This window comes from Ornithinimicrobium pulveris (assembly GCF_050261105.1).
Classification (GTDB): domain Bacteria; phylum Actinomycetota; class Actinomycetes; order Actinomycetales; family Dermatophilaceae; genus Ornithinicoccus.
Map to the genome: position 1 here is coordinate 2,496,799 of NZ_CP189837.1, position 21,408 is coordinate 2,518,206.

The 21,408-nt window shown below is 66.8% G+C and carries 8 protein-coding genes and 3 rRNA genes; 2 read left to right on the top strand and 9 right to left on the bottom strand.

Annotated features, from left to right (window positions below; translation table 11 throughout):
* Window positions 1-9: 9 nt before the first annotated feature.
* The gene (glmM, locus tag ACQBAT_RS11665; RefSeq protein WP_420747131.1) at window positions 10-1,356 is read right to left on the bottom strand and encodes a phosphoglucosamine mutase; all 1,347 of its coding nucleotides are present in this window, start codon (window positions 1,354-1,356) and stop codon (window positions 10-12) included.
* Window positions 1,357-1,682: 326 nt separating this feature from the next.
* On the opposite strand from glmM, the gene ACQBAT_RS11670 reads away from it, so the two are divergent.
* A complete protein-coding gene (locus tag ACQBAT_RS11670) occupies window positions 1,683-3,410 on the top strand; it encodes a S8 family serine peptidase (protein ID WP_420747132.1) in 1,728 nt (575 codons plus the stop codon).
* A 126-nt stretch (window positions 3,411-3,536) separates the two neighbouring features.
* Here the strand turns inward: ACQBAT_RS11670 and rpsI are convergent, their stop codons facing one another.
* Both rpsI and rplM read right to left on the bottom strand, forming a co-directional pair.
* Window positions 3,537-4,040 carry a 30S ribosomal protein S9 gene (gene rpsI / locus ACQBAT_RS11675; RefSeq protein WP_420747145.1) on the bottom strand — a complete coding sequence of 168 codons (504 nt, stop codon included), beginning with the start codon at window positions 4,038-4,040 and terminating at the stop codon, window positions 3,537-3,539.
* Between the two features lie 15 nt (window positions 4,041-4,055).
* On the bottom strand, window positions 4,056-4,499 hold the full coding sequence (rplM, locus tag ACQBAT_RS11680) for a 50S ribosomal protein L13 (protein WP_420747133.1): 444 nt from the start codon (window positions 4,497-4,499) through the stop codon (window positions 4,056-4,058).
* Window positions 4,500-4,678: 179 nt separating this feature from the next.
* Between rplM and ACQBAT_RS11685 the strand changes: the two genes are divergently transcribed.
* A complete protein-coding gene (locus ACQBAT_RS11685; protein WP_420747134.1) occupies window positions 4,679-5,263 on the top strand; it encodes a winged helix-turn-helix domain-containing protein in 585 nt (194 codons plus the stop codon).
* 33 nt (window positions 5,264-5,296) lie between these two features.
* Here the strand turns inward: ACQBAT_RS11685 and pulA (ACQBAT_RS11690) are convergent, their stop codons facing one another.
* The 6 genes from pulA (ACQBAT_RS11690) to ACQBAT_RS11715 form a co-directional block, all read right to left on the bottom strand.
* Entirely contained in the window at window positions 5,297-7,978 is a 2,682-nt protein-coding gene (gene pulA, locus ACQBAT_RS11690) for a pullulanase-type alpha-1,6-glucosidase (protein ID WP_420747135.1), read from the bottom strand.
* Complete coding sequence (locus ACQBAT_RS11695; RefSeq protein WP_420747136.1) at window positions 7,975-10,320, bottom strand: 6-phosphofructokinase; 2,346 nt, start codon at window positions 10,318-10,320, stop codon at window positions 7,975-7,977. The genes pulA (ACQBAT_RS11690) and ACQBAT_RS11695 overlap by 4 nt, the downstream gene beginning before the upstream one ends.
* 21 nt (window positions 10,321-10,341) lie before the next feature.
* Window positions 10,342-15,795 carry a pullulanase-type alpha-1,6-glucosidase gene (gene pulA / locus ACQBAT_RS11700; RefSeq protein ID WP_420747137.1) on the bottom strand — a complete coding sequence of 1,818 codons (5,454 nt, stop codon included), beginning with the start codon at window positions 15,793-15,795 and terminating at the stop codon, window positions 10,342-10,344.
* A gap of 79 nt (window positions 15,796-15,874) precedes the next feature.
* Window positions 15,875-15,991, bottom strand: a 5S ribosomal RNA gene (gene rrf / locus ACQBAT_RS11705).
* Between the two features lie 115 nt (window positions 15,992-16,106).
* A 23S ribosomal RNA gene (locus ACQBAT_RS11710) occupies window positions 16,107-19,257 on the bottom strand.
* Between the two features lie 278 nt (window positions 19,258-19,535).
* Window positions 19,536-21,056 (bottom strand): 16S ribosomal RNA (locus ACQBAT_RS11715).
* The 16S, 23S and 5S rRNA genes sit together here, the layout of an rRNA operon.
* Window positions 21,057-21,408 lie beyond the last annotated feature (352 nt).

Genomic DNA, 21,408 nt, shown 5'->3' on the forward strand with positions numbered 1-21,408 from the left:
AGGCGGCACTCAGAGCGCCAGGCGCTCCTTGACCACCCCGGCGAGCTGATCGGCATACCCCTGGGCGCGGTCCTGGGTGTCGGCCTCCACCATCACCCGCACCAGCGGCTCGGTGCCGGACTTGCGCAGCAGCACCCGCCCGGCACCGGCCAGCTCGGACTCGATGTCGGAGACGGCTGAGCGCAGCTCGGCGTCGGAGTCGACGCGGGACTTGTCCACGCCCTTGACGTTGACCAGCACCTGCGGCAGGCGCGTCATCACGCCCGCCAGCTCTTTCAGGGTGCTGCCGGAGGAGACCACCCGCTGAGCGAGCGCGAGCGCGGTCAGCACGCCGTCGCCGGTGGTGCCGTGGTCCAGCATGATGACGTGCCCGGACTGCTCCCCGCCGAGGGTGAAGCCTTTGGCGCGCATCTCCTCGAGCACGTAACGGTCGCCGACCGCGGTCTGCACCACGGTGATCCCCTCGCGCTCCATCGCCTGCAGCAGCCCGAGATTGCTCATCACGGTGGCGACCAGCGTGTCATCCACGAGCTGGCCGCGGTCGTGCAGCGCGAGCGCGAGCACCGCCATGATCTGGTCGCCGTCGACCTCGCCGCCGTCGGCGTCGACCGCCAGACAGCGGTCGGCGTCGCCGTCGAAGGCCACACCCATGTCGGCTCCGCGCAGTTGCACGGCCTCGCTGAGCCGGTCCAGGTGCGTCGAGCCGTAACCATCGTTGATGTTGAGTCCGTCCGGCTCCCCACCGATGACATCGACCGTGGCCCCGGCGCGGCGGAAGACCTCGGGACCCACCTCGGAGGCGGCGCCGTGGGCGCCGTCGACGACGATCCGCAGACCGTCCAGGCGCGCCGGCACCGAGCTAAGGAGATGCTCGATGTAGAACTCGGCACCGCGGCCGAAGGGGCGGATCCGGCCCACGGCGGCGCCGGTCGGGCGATCCCACTCCCCGCCGACGCGCTCGGAGATCCGGTCCTCGATGTCGTCGGCCAGCTTGTGGCCGCCCTTGGCGAAGAACTTCAGACCGTTGTCCGGCATCGCGTTGTGCGAGGCGGACAGCATGGCGCCCATCTCGGCATTCATCCGCTTGGTGAGATAGGCGATCGCGGGGGTCGGGAGCACCCCGGCGTCCAGCACGTCCACGCCGGCCGAGGCGAAGCCAGCCATCACGGCGGACGCCAGGAACTCGCCGGAGGCCCGGGGGTCCCGGCCGACGACCGCGGTGGCGCGATGCCCACCGAAGGCGCCCTGCCCGCCCAGCTCGTGGGCGACCGCCACGGAGAGCTCGAGCGCGAGCTCGGCGGTGATGTCCTTGTTGGCCAGCCCGCGTACGCCGTCGGTGCCGAAGAGTCGTGCCATATCTGGTGCTGTCCCTGCGTGTTGGATCAGGCCCGCCGGACGGCGAACCCCCCGTGAGTATGCCGTACGCCCGGTATCGCGACCAGTTCGACCCGCACACGTGGACGCCCGAACGCCACTGCGCAGGCACCGATGGAGCGAGTCAGGAGCCGGGGTCAAGGGTTGGCAAAGAGACGATCAAGGATTGGTCAGCAGATCGTTCGGATCAGGTACAGAATCGCCCTGATGGGCCGAAGAAGCCTCCCTTAACCAGGCATCAACAGGGCACTGTTCTGGAGTCGGCAGCAAGGACGCAGTCGGCATCCCCCTGCACAAGGAGAACCTCCATGCACGCTTCCCGTCGAACCCTGGCCCTCCTGGCCGGTCTGGCAACCGCCCTCCCGATGACCATGGCGGCCACCGCCACGGCGGACGGTCGACCCGACGCACCTGCTCCCCTCGTCGAGGGGGCCGGTGAATCCGTGAGCGGTTCCTACATCGTCATGCTCGACGTCGCCGAGGAGATGAAGAAGGGCCCCAACGCCAACGCCAACGAGCGGGCGCACCAGGCCGTCAAGGCGGCCACCGAGCGTAAGGTGCGCCAGGCCCGCGGCAAGGGCATCGGCGTCCAGCACACCTACGGCGCACTGGGCGGGTACGCGGCCCAGCTGTCTGCCGCCCAGGTCGAGGAACTGCGCGCCGACCCGGACGTGGCCTGGATCGAGGAGGACTCGATCGTCTCGATCGAGGCCACCCAGAGCAACCCGCCGTGGGGTCTGGACCGGATCGACCAGCGAGCCCTCCCCCTGGACCGCAGCTACACCTACACCACCACCGGTCAGGGCGTGCGCAGCTACATCGTTGACACCGGAATCCTGACCTCCCACGCGCAGTTCTCCGGCCGGACCGTCTCAGGCTATAGCGCCATCAACGACGGACGCGGAACCTCGGACTGCAACGGCCACGGAACCCACGTCGCCGGCACGGTCGGCGGCAGCACGTATGGCGTCGCCAAGGGCACCACCTTGGTCCCCGTCCGCGTCCTCGGCTGCGATGGCCGAGGCGCCACCTCCGGCATCATCTCGGCCCTGGACTGGATCGCCGCCAACGCCCCCCGGCCCTCCGTGGTGAACATGAGCCTGGGTGGCGGCGCTTCGCTGGCCACCGACCAGGCGGTGGATCGGGTCGTGGCACGCGGCATCCCGGTGGTCGTCGCCGCCGGCAACGAGACGCAGAACGCCTGCAATGTCTCCCCCGCCCGGGCCGCGAGCGCCATCACGGTGGGATCGACCACCAACACCGACGCCCGGTCCAGCTTCTCCAACTTCGGCTCCTGCCTGGACCTCTTCGCCCCCGGCAGCTCGGTGCTGTCGGCCTGGCACACCTCCAACAGCGCCACCAACACCATCTCGGGCACCTCGATGGCCAGCCCCCACGTCGCGGGCGCTGCGGCCCTCTACCTGCAGGGCAACCCCTCGGCTACGCCCTCGCAGGTCCGCTCGGCGATCAACTCCGCAGCCACGACCGGCCGGGTGAGCGACGCCCGCACCGGATCACCGAACCGCCTGCTCTACACCCCGAGCTTGCAGGGCGGCGGCACGACGCCCACTCCCCCCACCGAGCCGGCGCCTGGCACCGGGATCACCAACGGCGGGTTCGAGAACGGTTCGACCGGGTGGAGTGGTGACACCGGAGCGATCGGATCGGGCGGTTACGCCGCTCGCTCTGGCTCCAACAAGGCGTGGCTGGTCGGCTACGGACAGGCCCGCACCGAACGGCTCGAGCAGCAGATCACGGTGCCGTCCAGCGGCGCGACCCTGGACTTCTGGCTGCGCGTCGTGACCCAGGAGCGCAGCACCACGACCGCCTTCGACCGCATGCAGGTCCAGGTGACAGCGAACGGCTCCACCACGGTCCTGGGCACGTGGTCGAACCTGCACGCCTCAGCCGGCTACGTCCAGCGCAGCGTCAGCCTGAACGCTTTCGCGGGCCAGACCGTCACGCTGAGGTTCATCGCCAACGAGGATGCCAGCCTGGCCACCGCCTTCCTGATCGACGACGTGTCGATGCGCTGATCGGGAAGCACCACCGGGCGCACCCCTGCACAGGCGCCCACAACGCCGAGGGCCGGCGGGAGAAGATCTCCCACCGGCCCTCGGTGCGTTCGCGTCCGCGCCACCCGCAGGTGGTGCGGCGCACGATCAGCGCTTGCTGTACTGCGGCGCCTTGCGGGCCTTCTTCAGACCAGCCTTCTTGCGCTCGGGGACGCGGGCGTCGCGGGTGAGCAGGCCAGCCTTCTTCAGGGCCGGACGGTTGAGCTCGGCGTCCACCCCGTTGAGGGAGCGGGCGACACCCAGGCGGACGGCGCCGGCCTGGCCGGAGGGGCCACCACCGTGGACGCGGACGAGCACGTCGTAGGCGCCGTCCAGCTCCAGCACGGTGAGCGGCTCGTTGACGATCTGCTGGTGCACCTTGTTGGGGAAGTACTCCTCCAGGGTGCGGCCGTTGATCTTCCACTCACCGGTGCCGGGAACGATGCGCACGCGGGCGACGGCCTGCTTGCGGCGGCCGGTGCCGGCGCCGGGGGCGGAGGCGGTCGGACGCGCCGCGGCCTCGCCGGGGGCGGAGTCGGACTCGGTGGTGTATTCCGAGACGGCGTTCTCGTCGAAGCCCTCGGTGTCGACGTCGTAGTTGAGGTCAGTCATTTCGCTCACGGTTCCTTACTGCGCGACCTGGGAGATCTCGAACGGGACGGGCTGCTGCGCAGCGTGGGGGTGCTCAGCACCGGCGTAGACCTTGAGCTTCTTCAGCTGCTGACGGCCCAGGGAGTTCTTGGGGAGCATGCCCCGGATCGCCTTCTCCACGGCGCGGGCCGGGTGGCGCTCCAGCAGCTCCTCGTAGGACTGCGCCTTCAGGCCACCGGGGTAGCCGGAGTGGCGATAGGCCTTCTTCTGCTCCAACTTGGCGCCGGTGAGGGCAACCTTGTCGGCGTTGATGATGATGACGAAGTCACCGGTGTCAACGTGCGGAGCGAACATGGTCTTGTGCTTGCCACGGAGCAGGATCGCGGCCTGGGACGCCAGACGGCCCAGGACGACGTCCGAGGCGTCGATGACGTGCCAGGCGCGGGTGATGTCACCAGGCTTGGGAGTGTAGGTACGCACGGCGTCAAACCTTCGTAGTCGGATGGATAGGCAACCGTTCAAGTCTACCGACCACGTGGACGCCACCCTAATCGCGCAAACCTGCAGGTCAGGGCCCACTTTCCGGCCCATCCGGACGGAATCCAGGCACATTATGCACAACAATTGTGCATACAGCACTCGTCCCCTACTCTGTGTGTGTGCCCACCGATCGCGGTGCCCTGCGCACCCTGGCCCACCCGCTCCGCAGCCGACTGCTCGCCGAGTTGCGCGTCCATGGCGAAGCGACTGCCACCGAGCTCGCCGCGGCGCTGCAGACCCACACGGGCGCGACCTCCTACCACCTCCGGCGACTCGCCGAGGTGGGCCTCGTCGAGGACACCGGGAGCGGCACCGGTCGCCGCCGGATCTGGCGGGCCACCGGGGCCGAAGCCTCCCCCGACCAGCCTGCGGGCCTCGGGGTGGCCATGGACCTCGGGGCGGCCGGCGAGGCCCTCGACGAGGATGACGCCCAGGCCGCCGACTGGCTGGCGCTGGACTATCTCACGCACTTCGGCGACCGCGCCCAGGTGTGGTTGCGCGAGCGCGATCGCTGGGACCCGGCCTGGCAGCAGGTCTGCGGCCTCGAGGACCATACGGTCCAGGTCACCACCGAGCAGGCCACAGCGATGCGGGCCGAGCTGCTTGAGGTGCTGGAGCGCTACCGCCGCGTGGGGGCGGGCAACCCCCAGGCCAAACGGGTCGTGGTCTACACCTGCGCACTGCCGGTGGACCGCCGCGCCTGACCGCCCTCCCCACCCTGATGGTGGTGAGGGGTCCTACGACGTCGCAGATCCGCGCACCAGCACAGCCGCGGTCAGCCCCGGCGCGTGGACCACACCCGCACCCTCCTCCCACCGCGTCTCACGGACGACCTCGTCGCCTCCCTCCTGCTGGACCCGGCACAACCCCCACGACTCTCCCGCCGCGCCCGGGACGCGCTGGGCGACGGGCAGTCGCGAGGCGTTGAGCACGATCAGCACGCCGTCACCCTCGTCGCCATCAACCCTCATCACGACCACATCCGGCCGACCGTCCTTGGTCCCGGACGCCGGGAAGCCCACTCTCCGCTCGATCTCTCCCGCGTCCCCGAGCCGCAGCAGCGGCAGATCGCGGCGGATCCGCAGCAGGTCCAGGGCTGCGTCCAGCGCGGTCCTGATGTCCTGCGGCGTCGGCCGGAGCGAGACGTCGGCGAGCAGTGGCGCGAGCACCGACCACCGGCGACCGTTGTCCGGCTCGGGCGGCAACCCGCGCCCGAACCCGTTGTCCTGCAAGGTGTAGTCCAGGTGGTTGAACCAGTCGCCGGAGGCATAGCTGTTGCGGTCCAGGCTCTTGCTGCGCAGGATCTCGGCCCCGGCGTGCCAGAAGCTGATCCCTTGCGACAGGGTCACGCAGGCCAGCGCAAGGGTATTGCGCCGCAAGCGTTCTGCCATCGGTGTCGCCCGATCCAGCTTGAGCACCAGGGTGTCCCACAGGGTCTCGTTGTCGTGGGCGTCGACATAGTTGACCACCTCCTCCGGTGAGCTGGCGTAGCCCGCGGGAGAACCGCCATACCGGACCTGGTCGCCGGTCACCGGCTCGCCGGTCTCCTGGGACCGGAAGGTGATCGCGCGCAGCCCGCCGGCGAGGCCGACCTGCAGGAGGTCCGTATGCCGTGGGTCGGCTCCCCCGGTCGCGAAGCCGTGGTGGGCGCTCGGGTCGTCGTCGTGGACACTGCCGCCGCGGACCGCGTCGCGGATGCGGTCGTTGAAGGTGCCGATCCCGGTGCCGTCCAGCTGACCCTGGATCGCCTGGTGGAAGCGGGCGTTTCCGGAGACCTCACCAAAGTTCCACCCTTCGCCGTAGAGGTGCACCGCCGAGCCGTCCACCCCGTCACGCTCGAGGGTGAGCTCGTCGAGGGCGGCGCGGACCGCTTCCAGGTTGGCGCGCGAGTGGTGGCCCATCAGGTCGAAGCGAAAGCCGTCGACCCGGTAGTGCCGGACCCACAGGACGCAGCCGTCGACCATGAGCTTCTGGCCCATCGCGTGCTCGGTGGCGAGGTTCTGGCAGCAGGTGGAGGTCTCGACCCACCCGTTGCCGTCGAGCCGGTGGTAGTAGCCCGGGACGACGCGGTCGAGCACGGACGAGCGGTGCAGGCCCGAGTCGGTGGTGTGGTTGTAGACCTGGTCGAGCACCACCCGCAGGCCGAGATCGTGCAGGTCACTGACGAGCTGACGGCACTGCGCGACCCGGCGGCCGCCGTGCGCCGCGCCGGGGGTGGAGGTGTAGCTGCCCTCGGGGGTGAGGAAGTGCCACGGGTCGTAGCCCCAGTTGAAGGCGTCGCGGGTCGCGGTGGCGCGGACCATCGCCTGTTGCTCGCGGCCGGCCGGTTCGGCGGCCGACAGCCGGGCCAGGTCGTCGGGGTCGGGCGACTGCTGCTCGGCGGGGTCCTCGACCACGGAGGTGAGGTCGAAGATCGGCAGCAGGTGGACGGTGGTCAGACCCGCCTCGGCAAGCTGGGCCAGGTGGCGCCGGCCGTGGCCTTCGGCACCGAAGGCGAGGTAGGAGCCTCGCAGCTCCTCAGGGACATCGGGGTCCTCGCGGGAGAAGTCGCGGACGTGCAGCTCGTAGATGGCCTGGTCGACGGCGCGGATCGGGGCGGGCGTGGGCGCTACGGGTGTCGGCTGCCAACGCTCGTCCGCCAGGTCGATGAGCACCGACCAGGCCGAGTCGATGGCCAGACCGACCGACCAGGGGTCGGTCGAGGTGACCGTGCGCAGCCGGCCGGTCCGCGGCAGGACGTGCTCGAGCTCGAAGCGGTAACTGCGGTCGACCCACTCCTGGTCGCCCTCAACAGTCCACGCGCCATCGCTCTGCCGGTCCATCGGGATCCGCTCGGGATCCCCGGCCGGTGCCCAGGCGCGGGGATGGTCCTCGGGTTGCCGGTCCGCCCACAGGAGAAGGTCGACCCGGCGGGCGGTGGGTGCCCACAGGGTCAGGGTCGGGATGCGCTGGCCCGCCTCGTCCCGCCACTGCGGCCCGTAGCCACGCTGGATCGCGTCCGCTGCATAGAGGTCATCGAGGACGCCCGGGATCTGCAGCGAGGTCGCCATCACGAGTTGGCCGTCCTCCGCGGTGGCCAGCAGCGCGGTCTGGCCGGTCAGCAGGTCTTCGGCGCGGGCGGCGTCAGCGGGGTGAAGGTGCAGGGCGTGGCAGGCCGCCAGGTGCGGATAGTGGTCGGCGACCGGGTGCGGGAGCGCGCCGGCGGAGACGGTGAGTGGCAACGCCTCGTGGCTCGGCTCGCCGTCGTCGTCCGTATGCCGTGACACCAGGGCAGCGTCGAACCCGCCGTCGGGCGCATGGGCGAGGGTCCAGGTCAGGTCCTCCACGGCATACCCCTCGGGGGCGAGGGTGGCCGGAACGGCGAGCAGGTCACGGGTCAGCCAGTGCGCCCGGGCGAGCGCGAGGTCGATCGCCTTCACGCGCCGGTCACCGTCGGGATCTGCACCACCGGCGCCTCGGCGTGCTGGTCGTTGACAACGGCGCCGACCGGCCGCAGGTCCAGCCACCACTGCGCGCGGGGACGATCGGCACCCCCGGCCAGGTCGCTGTCCAGATGCTCGATCGGCGTCTCGGTCAGGCAGCCCGCCAGCTCGCCGAGATAGCAACCGTGCGGGGTCCCCCGCTCCAGCTGGTCCCGCACCCTGGCCAGCGCCTCGCGCGCCAGCCGGGTGGCCAGCAGCCGGTCGAACGGCGTCGGGTCAGCGCCGGTCTGGACGTGGCCGAGGACGACGGTCCGCACGTCGAACAGGTCCCCACCCTCCTCCTCGAAGACGCGTGTCATCAGGTCGGCGGTGTAGCTGTCCGAGGCCTGCTCACCCCGGATGGCCAGCCAGAGCTGGCGTCCCCGCTCGAAGGTGTGGGTCATCCGGGCGGCATCCCGGGCGAGGTCGGCCAGGGAGATGTCCTCCTCCGGCAGGTAGACCCGCTCGGCGCCCGCAGCGAGGCCGGCGATCATCGCCAGGTAGCCGCACGGGCCGCCCATCGTCTCGACGACGAAGGCGCGCCGCAGCGCCGAGGCGGAGGTGCGCAGCCGGTCGAGCGCCTCCACGATGGTGTTCAGCGCGGTGTCGGCACCGATCGACAACTCCGCACCGGGCAGGTTGTTGTCGATCGTGGCGGGGATCGCCACGACCGGGATCGCGAGCGCCGGATGCTGCTCGGCGACACGGTCGCCGCAGAGCACGGCCGCGGTGCGATAGGCCTCCATCCCGCCCACCAGGATCAGCGCCTCGACCCCGTGGCCCGCCAGGACCTCCGCGATCCTCGGGAGATCCTCGGCGTCGGGGACCACCCGGCGGGTGCCGAGCTCGGCCCCCGCGCGCCCCACCCAGTCATCGACCTCGGCCCAGCCGAGCTCGCGGAGGTCACCCTCGAGCAGACCTGGGACCGATCCCTGCACGCCGAGCACGATGTCGCCGGTGGCGGTGGCCGAGCGGACCAGCGCGCGCACGGCGGAATTCATGCCAGGTGCCAGACCTCCGGCGTGCAGGACCGCGATCCGACGGCCAGGGCCCCGCCCGGGCCCGCCCCCACCGCCGTGCTCGATGGCGGGCGCGCTGGTGAGCGTGGCGGTCGAGCTCGTGCCGACCGAGAGCCGCCCCTGCCGGTCCGGCGGGGCGCACAGCTCATCGACCGCGGTGGTCAGCCCGGCGAACGAGCCACCCCGCGCGGTCGCAGCGGCGGCGAAGTCACAGGACTTCATCGCGGCCTTGACGGCATTGGTGGCGGCCACGGCCTCCTCCAAGGAGAGCACCGCGATCCGGTTGTGGCGCACGCCCACCACGCGCGCGGGGGCGTCGTCGGCGAGCAGGACCTGCTGGACGGCGGCATACCCGAGCAGCGTGGGCATCCACCGGTCGTAGGCGGACGGGCGACCGCCGCGCTGGACGTGCCCAAGGATGGTCACCCGGGCACCCTCACCGCCGAGGCGGTCGGTCAGCAGTTGGCCCACACCCTGGCTGGTGATCGCCGCCCCCTGCCGGTCGGTAGCACCCTCGGCCACCACCACGATCAGGTCCCGCAGCCCGCCGGCCCGCGCCACCTGCAGCCGCTCGACGAGGGCGTCCTCCCAACCGTCGGCTGGAGGATCCTCGGGCACCAGCACCGCGTCCGCGCCGCCCGCGAGAGCCGCCATCAGCGCCAGATAGCCGCAGTGCCGCCCCATCACCTCGACCACGAAGGTGCGCTGGTGGCTGGCTGCGGTCGAGCGCAGCGCATCGATCGCGTCGCAGATCCGGTGCAGGGCGGTGTCGGCCCCGATCGTCATGTCGGTGCCGGCCATATCGTTGTCGATCGAGCCGACTAGCCCGGCCACCGCCAACCGGGGGTGCCGTTCGCGGAGCTCCTGGCTGATCTCGCCCCGGTCGACCAGCTCATCCAGCAACCCCGGCCACTCCTGGCGCAGCTCCTCGGTCCCCCGCAGCGAGCCGTCCCCGCCGATCACCACGAGACGGTCGATGCCGTGCTCCACGAGGTGGTGCGCGGCGGCCCGCAGCCCATCCCTGGTGCGGAACTCCTCGCAGCGGGCGGTGCCGAGCATCGTCCCGCCCTGGTGGAGCACACCGCCAACGTCTGCCCAGGCCAGCTCGACCACACCCGCGCCCCCGGCGACGGCGCCCGCCCACCCCTCGCGCACGGCATACGGGCAACCGCCCAGTCGCAGGGTGGTGCGCACGACCGCGCGGACGGCGGCGTTCATCCCAGGAGAGTCCCCACCGGAGGTGAGGATGCCGATGCGGGGTCCGGTGGACGCAGGCTCCATGGTCCCTATCCTGCCGTGCCCTCAGGGTTGGACGAACACCGCCACCGTGTGCGCCGGGACCTTGGCCGCACCGGCCGCCACATCCCAGGTCGCGGCCTTGACGACCTCGTCCGCACCATCGGCCTGGACGGGCGAGAGCTCGAGGCGCTCCCCCGCCAGACCCGGGACCACCTGGTTGACCTGCTCGCTGCTCGCGTTGAAGATCACGACCAGCCCGTCGAGGTCCGGGTCCACGTCAGTGCCGACCGTGTCATCGATCCGCATCACGATCACCTGCGGGTCGCCGTCGGCCGTGCCGGACACCGGGAAGCTGACCTTCTCGTTGACCAACGCCGGGTCGCCCAGGCGGAACAGGTCGGTCGAGAAGCGCAGCCGGAGCAGATCCTGGGCCATCGCGGACGCGAGCTCGATGTCCTCCGGAGCCGGCACGAGGTCCGGGTCGGCGAGGAGCGGGCGCATGAGGTCCCACTTCTCGCCGTTCGGCCCGGCCGGCGGCAGCCCACGGCCGAAGCCGTTGTCGGTCCTGGTGAAGTCGAGCAGGTTGAACCAGTCGCCGCTGTTGTAGGAATCGCGGTCCAGGCTCTTGCTGCGCAGCAGGTCGGCGCCGGCGTGCCAGAAACTGACCGACTGGGACAGGGCAGTGGTGGACAACGCGAGGGTGTTCAGGCGCACGCGCTCGGCCATGCTCGTCTCCTGCGGGAGCTTGTAGGCGAGGATGTCGAAGAGCGTCTCGTTGTCGTGGGCGTCGACATAGTTGACGACCTCGTCGGGGTGCTCGGCGTAGGCCGCCGGCGAGCCGTTGTAGGAGATCTGCTCACCGGTCACCAGTTCCCCGGTCTCCTGGCTGCGCAGGTCGAAGGTGCGCAGGTTGCCCGCGAGCCCGATCTGCACCAGGTCCGTGTCGTTGGCGTTGCCGCCACCGGTGGCGAAGCCCAGGTCGGTGGTGGGGTCCTCATCGAAGGGCCCACCGCCGCGCGCGCCGTCGCGGAGGCGGTCGTTGAAGGTGGCGATCGAGGTGCCGGCGAGCTGGCCCTGGGTGGCCTGGACGAAGCGGGCGTTGTCGGCGACCTCGCCGAAGTTCCAGCCCTCGCCGTAGAGGGTGACCGCGCTGCCGTCGACGCCGTCGCGGCGCAGGGTCAACGCGTCGAGCGCCTCCCGGACGGCCTCCATGTTCTCGCGGCTGTGATGACCCATGAGATCGAAGCGGAAGCCGTCGACCTTGTAGTCGCGGGCCCAGATCACCACGGCGTCGACCATCAACTTCTGCGCCATCGCGTGCTCGGTCGCCACGTTCTGGCAGCAGGTCGAGGTCTCCACCTCGCCCACCTCGTTGAGCCGGTGGTAGTAGCCGGGCACGACGCGGTCGAGGACGGACTTCTCGCCCTGGCCCGACTGCGCGGTGTGGTTGAAGACCTTGTCGAGCACGACGCGCAGCCCGGACTCGTGCAGGGCGCCGACCATGGTCCTGAACTCCGCGACCCGCTCACCGCCGTGGGCGCTGCGGGCGGTCGAGGCGTAGGACCCTTCCGGGGTCATGAAGTGCCACGGGTCGTAGCCCCAGTTGAAGGCGTCGGTGTCGGCCTGGGCAGCCACGCACCGCTGCTGCTCTTCGCTCTGTGGCCCGTATGCCGTGAGGTCGCAGTCCGGGACCGTCTGGCGAGCAGGGTCCTCGGGGATGGAGGCGATGTCGAAGGTGGGGAGAAGGTGCACCGTGGTGAGTCCGGCGTCGGCGAGCTGCTCGAGGTGCCGGCGGCCGTGGCCGGCCTGCGCGAAGGCCAGGTAGGAGCCCCGCAGCTCAGCCGGGACGTCCGGGTCGGCCATCGAGAAGTCGCGGACGTGCAGCTCGTAGATGGTCTGGTCGACCTCCTGCTCCAGGGGCGGGGCGCTGGAGGACCGCCAGATCTGCGGCTGCCAGCGTCGGTCGGCGAGGTCGACGATCACCGAGCGGGTGCTGTCGAGCGTGAGCGCGACCGAGTACGGGTCGGTGACCAGGTTGGTCTCCACCTGCCCGGTCTCGGGGACGAAGACGCGCACCTCATACAGATATTCCTGCCCGGTCCAGTCCCGCTTGCCCTTGGCCTCCCAGGACCCGTCGTTGGAGCGCTTCATCGCGGTGCGCAGCGGGTCGCCGGTGCCGTCGCTGTTGTTGGGCCAGCGCAAGAGAGTCACCTGTTGCGCCGTGGGCGCCCACAGGGTCAGGACCGGGTTGGGTCCATTCCACGAGATGCCGAAGTCGGTGCGGGCAGCCCGCTCGGCGTAGAGCGCGTCCAGCACCCACGGGATCTGCACCCCGGTCGCGTCGACGAGCCGGCCGAGATCGTCATAGCGGGCCACCGCGACCTGGCCCTGCAGCAGGTCACCGGCCGATCGGGCAGTGGCCCGGTCCAGCCGGAGCGCCAGATAGCCCTCCAGGTGGGGCGCCTGCTCCAGCACGGCGGCGGGCAGGCCCGCCGGGTCGTAGGTCAGCGGCACCGAGGTCCCACTGGTCAGCCCTTCGGCATCGATGGCCAGACCGCCGTCGGGTGCGTGGTGCAGCCGCCAGCGTGCCAGCTCGGGAGCCTCGACGCCGTCGGCCGGCCAGGCGATGAGGTCTGGCGCCACCCAGTGCGCCCGCGCACCGGTCAGGTCCGGCGCCGCCCCCACCTCGGAGGTGCTCACCGTGAGCAGGTGGGTGGCCAGCTCGTAGCTGAAGGTGACAGCGGTGCCTGCTGCCGGGACCGAGAAGGCGATGTTGTCCCCGTCCCACGCCCCGCCAGCGCCGTAGTTCTCGTCCCAGGACAGATCGTGCGCGGCCTTGACCTCATAACTGCCGGGCGGCAGCTGCGCGGTGGTGAAGGTGTAGGTGCCATCACCCTCGGCATCGATCAGCCAGGGCAGCATGCAGCTGGGGTCCCAGTCGCTGGGGCACCCGAGTTCGCTCTGCATCGAGCCGGGGGCGGTGATGATCGGTCCCTCGGCGTCGGAGGTGACGTAGTGGCGGGCGTGCTCGTAGTAGAAGTTCACCTCGGCACCCGCTCCGGCCACGCTGTAGGGGATGTTGGCCCCGTTGCGTACCCCGCCGGCGCCATAGTTCTCGTCCCAGGACCGGTTGATCGCGGCCTTGTACTCGTGCGAGCCGGCCGGGAGCTCGTAGGAGCCCTTCCAGATCGTATCCTTTGCATCGAGGGCGAGCTGGGCCTGGTCACAGGCGGGATCCCAGTCGCCGGGGCAGCCCATCTCGGAGTTGTGCGTGCCCGGGACCGAGACGGCGTCCGGCTGCTCGACCGGGTCGACCGGGGTACCCCCGCCCCCTCCCCCGGCGGGCTCACCGACGACCCCAGTGGTGGAGTCTGCGGAGAGGTTGCCCGAGTGGTCCTTGAGCACGGCGCGGTACTCCAGCTCGGTGCCGTGCGGCATACCGGACACATCGTGGAAGACCCGGTATGGCGCGTTGTCGTCGGTGCCCAGCACCGTCCAGTCCGCGCTCCCCACCTCGCGGACGGCGAAGGTGACCTGGGCGAAGGCATCCTCGGGAACCGCGGCGCGGATCTCGGCGCGCCCGCCGACGACCCCGCCCTCGGCCGGGCTGACCAGCTGCACCTGCGGAGCCTCGCGCCGCGGGGTCAGGGCCTTGCCGGCGCGGTAGACCTGGACGGCCAGGGGCTGGACGGTCACCTCGACGCGGGCATCGGTGCCCGAACGCAGCCGGCTGGTGTCGCCATAGAGCCCACGGAACTGCGTGCGCTCTGAGTAGGTCGGGATCGAGACCGTCTGCGCGGAGGTGGAGTTGTTGGCGACGACGACATACTCGATGAGCTCCCGAGCATCGATCCGCGAGAAGGCGAAGACGCCTGCCCGGTCGCTGGCATAGCGGTGGATCTGCGCACCGCCGGCCAGGGCTGGGTGCTCCTGGACGAGCGCGCCCAGCGTCGCGATCTGCTGGTAGAGGGGGTGCTCGGTGTCGTAGCGGTCCCTCGAGCCTGACGGAGCCGCGATGAGCGGCTCGTTGGCGTACTGCTCCACCTGGGTGGCGAACATGTCCTGACGGGCGTCCTTGTCGCCGCCGGAGCCGATGAAGCCTTGCTCGTCGCCGTAGTAGACGACGGGCTGTCCTCGGGTCAGGAACATCAGCTCGTTGGTCAGCTCCACGCGTTGCTGGAGTGCATCCCCCGAGTGTCCGGCGCCAGCCAGCATCATCGCAGCTCGGCCCATGTCGTGGTTGCCGGTGAAGGTCGGCAGTTGGTAGGCGTTGGAGTCGGCGTCGGTGTAGTAGTCGTCCTGGGCGTAGAAAGTATGCAGGTCGGTGGTGGGGCGCCCGTTGGCAAAGTCGATCGCCCGGCTCTGGAAGCCGAAGTCGATGACGGCCTGCAGCTGTCCCTCGGTGGTGTAGGTGGACAGGTAGCGGGGATCGGAGTCGTAGACCTCGCCGAACATGAAGAAATCCTCGTTGCCGGCGCGGGCTGCCTCAAGCACACGAGGGCTGAACTCCTGCCAGAACTCCATATTCACGTGCTTGACGGTGTCGATCCGGAAGCCGTCGATGCCGAAGTCGGCCCAGGTGGCGTAGATGTCGACCATCCCGTCGACGACCTCCTGGCGCTCGGTGAACAGATCGTCGAGCCCGAAGAAGTCGCCGTAGGTGATGGACTCCCCCGACCAGGTCGAGTTGCCGCGGTTGTGGTACATCAGCGGGTCGTTGAGCCACTCCGGGACCTTGATCGTCTCGTCCTGCGCGGACCGGAAGACGGGGGTGTAGGGGAAAGAGGTCTGCGGGTCCATGAGCGGGAACGGCTTGCCGATGTAGTCCCGGTCGTCGAAGGCATTGCCCAGGGCGTCGCGGTAGGGCTGAGCCTCCTTGGAGATGTAGTCGTAGACCCCCTCCTCGTAGTCGATGATGTCCGCGGTGTGGTTGGTGATGATGTCGAAGTAGACCTTCATGCCCCGCGCGTGGGCCGCATCGACGAGCTGCTTCATCTCCTCGTTGGTGCCCAGGTGCGGGTCGATCTGGGTGAAGTCGGTGATCCAGTAGCCGTGGTAACCAGCGCTGACATCGGCCGTGCCCTCCCCCTGGACCGGCTGGTTCTTGAAGCTGGGCGTGAGCCAGATCGCGGTCGTCCCCAGTCCCTGGATGTAGTCCAGCTTGCCTATGAGCCCCGCGAGATCTCCCCCGTGGTAGAAGCCCTTGTCGGTGGGGTCGAACCCGTGGTCGTACCGATCCCCCTCGATGCCCCCGGTGTCATTGCTCGGGTCGCCGTTGGCGAAACGATCGGCCATCACGAAGTAGAACTGCTCCCTCGTGGTGGACTCGCGCAGGCTGTCCCGCGCCAGGTCGCGGTCCTGCTGCGTCACGGTGGAGGACGCAGGGGTCGCCGCCGACGCCGGCTCCACCATCCCTGTAGGGGAACTCACGGCAGTGGCCGGACTCCCCGTGGTCGACGCGAGCATGGGTGCTGACAGCATGGCTGCGCTGACGATCCCGGCCACTACGGTGCGCATCATTGCGACTCCCTCTCCCAGTGGGCATGACGAAGGCCCTCGATCAGTATGCCGATCGAGGGCCTTCGTGTAAAGTGTGGTCCGGCGGTGTCCTACTCTCCCACACCGTTTCCAGTGCAGTACCATCGGCGCTGTCAGGCTTAGCTTCCGGGTTCGGAATGTGACCGGGCGTTTCCCTGACGCTATGACCGCCGTAACATTATCGAGTTGTACCAAACACAGACACACACGCACGCTCTGGTGGGTGTGCCCACCGGGGGGTGGGGTGTTCGTATCTCGAGAGACCGTACAGTGGACGCGTAGCATCTTTGTTGTTTATGTTATCGGCTTATTAGTACCGGTCAGCTTCACACATTGCTGTGCTTCCACATCCGGCCTATCAACCCAGTAGTCTAGCTGGGAGCCTCTCACCCGTAAAGGGTATGGAAACCTCATCTTGGAGTGTGCTTCCCGCTTAGATGCTTTCAGCGGTTATCACGTCCGAACGTAGCTAATCAGCGGTGCCCTTGGCAGGACAACTGACACACCAGTGGTTCGTCCATCCCGGTCCTCTCGTACTAGGGACAGCTCTCCTCAAGTTTCCTACGCGCGCAGCGGATAGGGACCGAACTGTCTCACGACGTTCTAAACCCAGCTCGCGTACCGCTTTAATGGGCGAACAGCCCAACCCTTGGGACCGACTCCAGCCCCAGGATGCGACGAGCCGACATCGAGGTGCCAAACCATGCCGTCGATATGAGCTCTTGGGCAGGATCAGCCTGTTATCCCCGGGGTACCTTTTATCCGTTGAGCGACGGCGCTTCCACAAGCCACCGTCGGGTCACTAGTCCCGACTTTCGTCTCTGCTCGACATGTCTGTCTCACAGTCAAGCTCCCTTGTGCACTTACACTCGATACCTGATTGCCAACCAGGCTGAGGGAACCTTTGGGCGCCTCCGTTACCTTTTGGGAGGCAACCGCCCCAGTTAAACTACCCACCAGGCACTGTCCCTGATCCGGATCACGGACCGAGGTTAGATATCCAGAACGACCAGAGTGGTATTTCAACGATGACTCCACAACCACTGGCGTGGCTGCTTCATAGTCTCCCACCTATCCTACACAAGCCGTACCGAACACCAATACCAAGCTATAGTAAAGGTCCCGGGGTCTTTCCGTCCTGCTGCGCGTAACGAGCATCTTTACTCGTAGTGCAATTTCGCCGAGTTCGTGGTTGAGACAGTGGAGAAGTCGTTACGCCATTCGTGCAGGTCGGAACTTACCCGACAAGGAATTTCGCTACCTTAGGATGGTTATAGTTACCACCGCCGTTTACTGGCGCTTAAGTTCAGAGCTTCACCACCAAAGGTGGTTGACCCGTCCCCTTACGTTCCAGCACCAGCACCGGGCAGGCGTCAGTCCGTATACATCGTCTTGCGACTTCGCACGGACCTGTGTTTTTAGTAAACAGTCGCTTCTCCCTGGTCTCTGCGGCCCTTGACGCTAACCCGTAAAGGGTTTCACGCCGCGGGCCCCCCTTCTCCCGAAGTTACGGGGGCATTTTGCCGAGTTCCTTAACCACGATTCACTCGATCGCCTTGGTATTCTCTACCTAACCACCTGAGTCGGTTTGGGGTACGGGCGGCTCGAACCTCGCTAGGAAATTTTCTTGGCAGCATAGGATCACCCTGCTTCCCACATACGTGGTCACCATCAAGCCTCGGACACTGATGGGGCGGATTTACCACTCCCCGGTCCTGCGCTCTTGGACGTGGACTACCATCGCCACGCGGAGGCTACCTTCCTGCGTCCTTCCATCGCTTACCTACTACACGCTCGGGTCACGCGTTCCACCCCCCTCCCCGCAACCACTCGAAAGCGGTCACGGGTTCATGGGGGACTTCAGGCGCTTAGCATTACGTGCCTCGGTATGGGCGGTTCTTCGCCGGTTCCGGAATATCAACCGGATGTCCATCGACTACGCCTGTCGGCCTCGCCTTAGGTCCCGACTTACCCAGGGCAGATTAGCTTGACCCTGGAACCCTTGGTTATTCGGCGGAAGAGTTTCTCACTCTTCATTCGCTACTCATGCCTGCATTCTCACTCGTGCCGGCTCCACACCTCGATCACTCGGATGCTTCACTGCCGGCACGACGCTCCCCTACCCAGCAACACGCCTGGACCCACACACAAAATGTGTGGGCCGAGCAAAGTGTCACTGCCACAGCTTCGGTGGTGTGCTTGAGCCCCGCTACATTGTCGGCGCGGAATCACTTGACCAGTGAGCTATTACGCACTCTTTAAAGGGTGGCTGCTTCTAAGCCAACCTCCTGGTTGTCTTCGCAACTCCACATCCTTTCCCACTTAGCACACGCTTAGGGACCTTAGCTGGTGATCTGGGCTGTTTCCCTCTCGACTACGAAGCTTATCCCCCGCAGTCTCACTGCCATGCTCTCACTTACCGGCATTCGGAGTTTGGCTGACGTCAGTAACCCGGTGGGGCCCATCAGCCATCCAGTAGCTCTACCTCCGGCAAGAAACACATGACGCTGCACCTAAATGCATTTCGGGGAGAACCAGCTATCACGGAGTTTGATTGGCCTTTCACCCCTACCCACAGCTCATCCCCTCAGTTTTCAACCTAAGTGGGTTCGGGCCTCCACGCGGTCTTACCCGCGCTTCACCCTGGCCATGGGTAGATCACTCCGCTTCGGGTCTAGACCCAGCGACTCAATCGCCCTCTTCGGACTCGCTTTCGCTACGGCTACCCCACACGGGTTAACCTCGCCACTGAGCACTAACTCGCAGGCTCATTCTTCAAAAGGCACGCCGTCACCAGACCGCAGTCCAGCTCCGACGGATTGTAGGCACACGGTTTCAGGAACTATTTCACACTCTCCCCTCCCGGGGTACTTTTCACCTTTCCCTCACGGTACTTGTCCGCTATCGGTCACCAGGTAATATTTAGGCTTAGCAGGTGGTCCTGCCAGATTCGTACGGGATTTCTCGGGCCCCGTACTACTTGGGAAAAATGTGCAACGGAGTCAAGACCATTTCAGCTACCGGGGTCTCACCGTCTACGCCAGGCCTTTCCAGACCCTTCGCCTATGCCCTCGATTTCTTACTCCGCGCCAGCATGTCAGTGCCAGCACACACACTCCCACAACCCCGCACCCGCAACCCCTGACAGGTCTCACACGAGTACGGTTTGGCCTCATCCGCTTTCGCTCGCCACTACTCACGGAATCACATGTTGTTTTCTCTTCCTGTGGGTACTGAGATGTTTCACTTCCCCACGTTCCCTCCACACACCCTATACATTCAGGTGCGGGTGACCGGCGATGAAGCCGGCCGGGTTTCCCCATTCGGAAATCCTCGGATCAATGTCTGGTTATCGACTCCCCGAGGCTTATCGCAGATTCCTACGTCCTTCTTCGGTTCCTGGTACCAAGGCATCCACCGTGCGCCCTTAAAAACATAAAAGCCACAAAGATGCTCGCGTCCACTGTACAGTTCTCAACATACGACCAGGCCCACCACAACACACCCACACACGCACCAACCCATCGTCGATGCACACCGCGTGAACAGTCATGGCCCCGGACTACCAAGAGCAACCCAACCCCCACACCCCCCAAGGGGACGTGAAGGGCCCGATCCCTCAGGACCCAACAACGCGCCAGCCATGCCCCTGATGTTCCACCCATGAGCACACCACCGTGGAACACGCGTCCACGCAATGGTGACTAAATGCTCCTTAGAAAGGAGGTGATCCAGCCGCACCTTCCGGTACGGCTACCTTGTTACGACTTAGTCCCAATCACCAGTCCCACCTTCGACAGCTCCCTCCACAAGGGTTGGGCCACCGGCTTCGGGTGTTACCGACTTTCGTGACTTGACGGGCGGTGTGTACAAGGCCCGGGAACGTATTCACCGCAGCGTTGCTGATCTGCGATTACTAGCGACTCCGACTTCATGGGGTCGAGTTGCAGACCCCAATCCGAACTGAGACCAGCTTTAAGGGATTCGCTCCACCTCACGGTTTCGCAGCCCTCTGTACCGGCCATTGTAGCATGCGTGAAGCCCAAGACGTAAGGGGCATGATGATTTGACGTCATCCCCACCTTCCTCCGAGTTGACCCCGGCAGTCTCCTATGAGTCCCCGCCATCACGCGCTGGCAACATAGAACGAGGGTTGCGCTCGTTGCGGGACTTAACCCAACATCTCACGACACGAGCTGACGACAACCATGCACCACCTGTATACCGACCTTGCGGGGCGCACATCTCTGCACGTTTCCGGTATATGTCAAGCCTTGGTAAGGTTCTTCGCGTTGCATCGAATTAATCCGCATGCTCCGCCGCTTGTGCGGGCCCCCGTCAATTCCTTTGAGTTTTAGCCTTGCGGCCGTACTCCCCAGGCGGGGCGCTTAATGCGTTAGCTGCGGCACGGACCCCGTGGAATGGGACCCACACCTAGCGCCCAACGTTTACGGCGTGGACTACCAGGGTATCTAATCCTGTTCGCTCCCCACGCTTTCGCTTCTCAGCGTCAGTAATGGCCCAGAGACCTGCCTTCGCCATCGGTGTTCCTCCTGATATCTGCGCATTCCACCGCTACACCAGGAATTCCAGTCTCCCCTACCACACTCTAGCCTGCCCGTACCCACTGCAGACCCGGGGTTAAGCCCCGGGCTTTCACAGCAGACGCGACAAACCGCCTACAAGCTCTTTACGCCCAATAATTCCGGACAACGCTCGCACCCTACGTATTACCGCGGCTGCTGGCACGTAGTTAGCCGGTGCTTCTTCTGCTCCTACCGTCACAAAAGCTTCGTCAGAGCTGAAAGAGGTTTACAACCCGAAGGCCGTCATCCCTCACGCGGCGTCGCTGCATCAGGCTTTCGCCCATTGTGCAATATTCCCCACTGCTGCCTCCCGTAGGAGTCTGGGCCGTGTCTCAGTCCCAGTGTGGCCGGTCACCCTCTCAGGCCGGCTACCCGTCGTCGCCTTGGTAGGCCATTACCCCACCAACAAGCTGATAGGCCGCGAGTCCATCCTCCACCAAAAAATCTTTCCACCCCCAGCCCATGCAGGCAGGAGTCATATCCAGTATTAGCCACCGTTTCCGGCGGTTATCCCAGAGTGAAGGGCAGGTTACTCACGTGTTACTCACCCGTTCGCCACTAATCCACCCAGCAAGCTGGGCTTCATCGTTCGACTTGCATGTGTTAAGCACGCCGCCAGCGTTCGTCCTGAGCCAGGATCAAACTCTCCGATAAAAACCTTAAACCCTTAACGAAGAGCCAAGATAACCTGACAAAAACGGGCCACCATGCCACCGCGGGGGGCGACAACACAATGACCCAATCAAACAAAAATTGGCATCAAAAACATAACTAGCACGCTGTTGAGTTCTCAAAGATCGGACACACACCGGACATCGGCGCCGATTGGCGCTTTCAGTGCGGGGCAACCTCTCCAGTCTACCTGAGCACCGCCGGCTTCTCCAAATCCGTGGATCGGAGGTCGTCGTCGGGGTCTACCCGAGGTGACTGTGCGCTTCCGTTGCTTTCGCGTCGGCAGCGAGTGACTACTCTACACACGTCTTCGGAGCACATGCAAATCCGGGGC

Bases quoted from the DNA above. Each gene is read 5' to 3' on its own strand.
- pulA (WP_420747137.1), bottom strand. From the start codon at position 15,795: ATGCGCACCGTAGTGGCCGGGATCGTCAGCGCAGCCATGCTGTCAGCA.
- ACQBAT_RS11695 (WP_420747136.1), bottom strand. From the start codon at position 10,320: ATGGAGCCTGCGTCCACCGGACCCCGCATCGGCATCCTCACCTCCGGT.
- ACQBAT_RS11670 (WP_420747132.1), top strand. From the start codon at position 1,683: ATGCACGCTTCCCGTCGAACCCTGGCCCTCCTGGCCGGTCTGGCAACC.
- rpsI (WP_420747145.1), bottom strand. From the start codon at position 4,040: ATGACTGACCTCAACTACGACGTCGACACCGAGGGCTTCGACGAGAAC.
- glmM (WP_420747131.1), bottom strand. From the start codon at position 1,356: ATGGCACGACTCTTCGGCACCGACGGCGTACGCGGGCTGGCCAACAAG.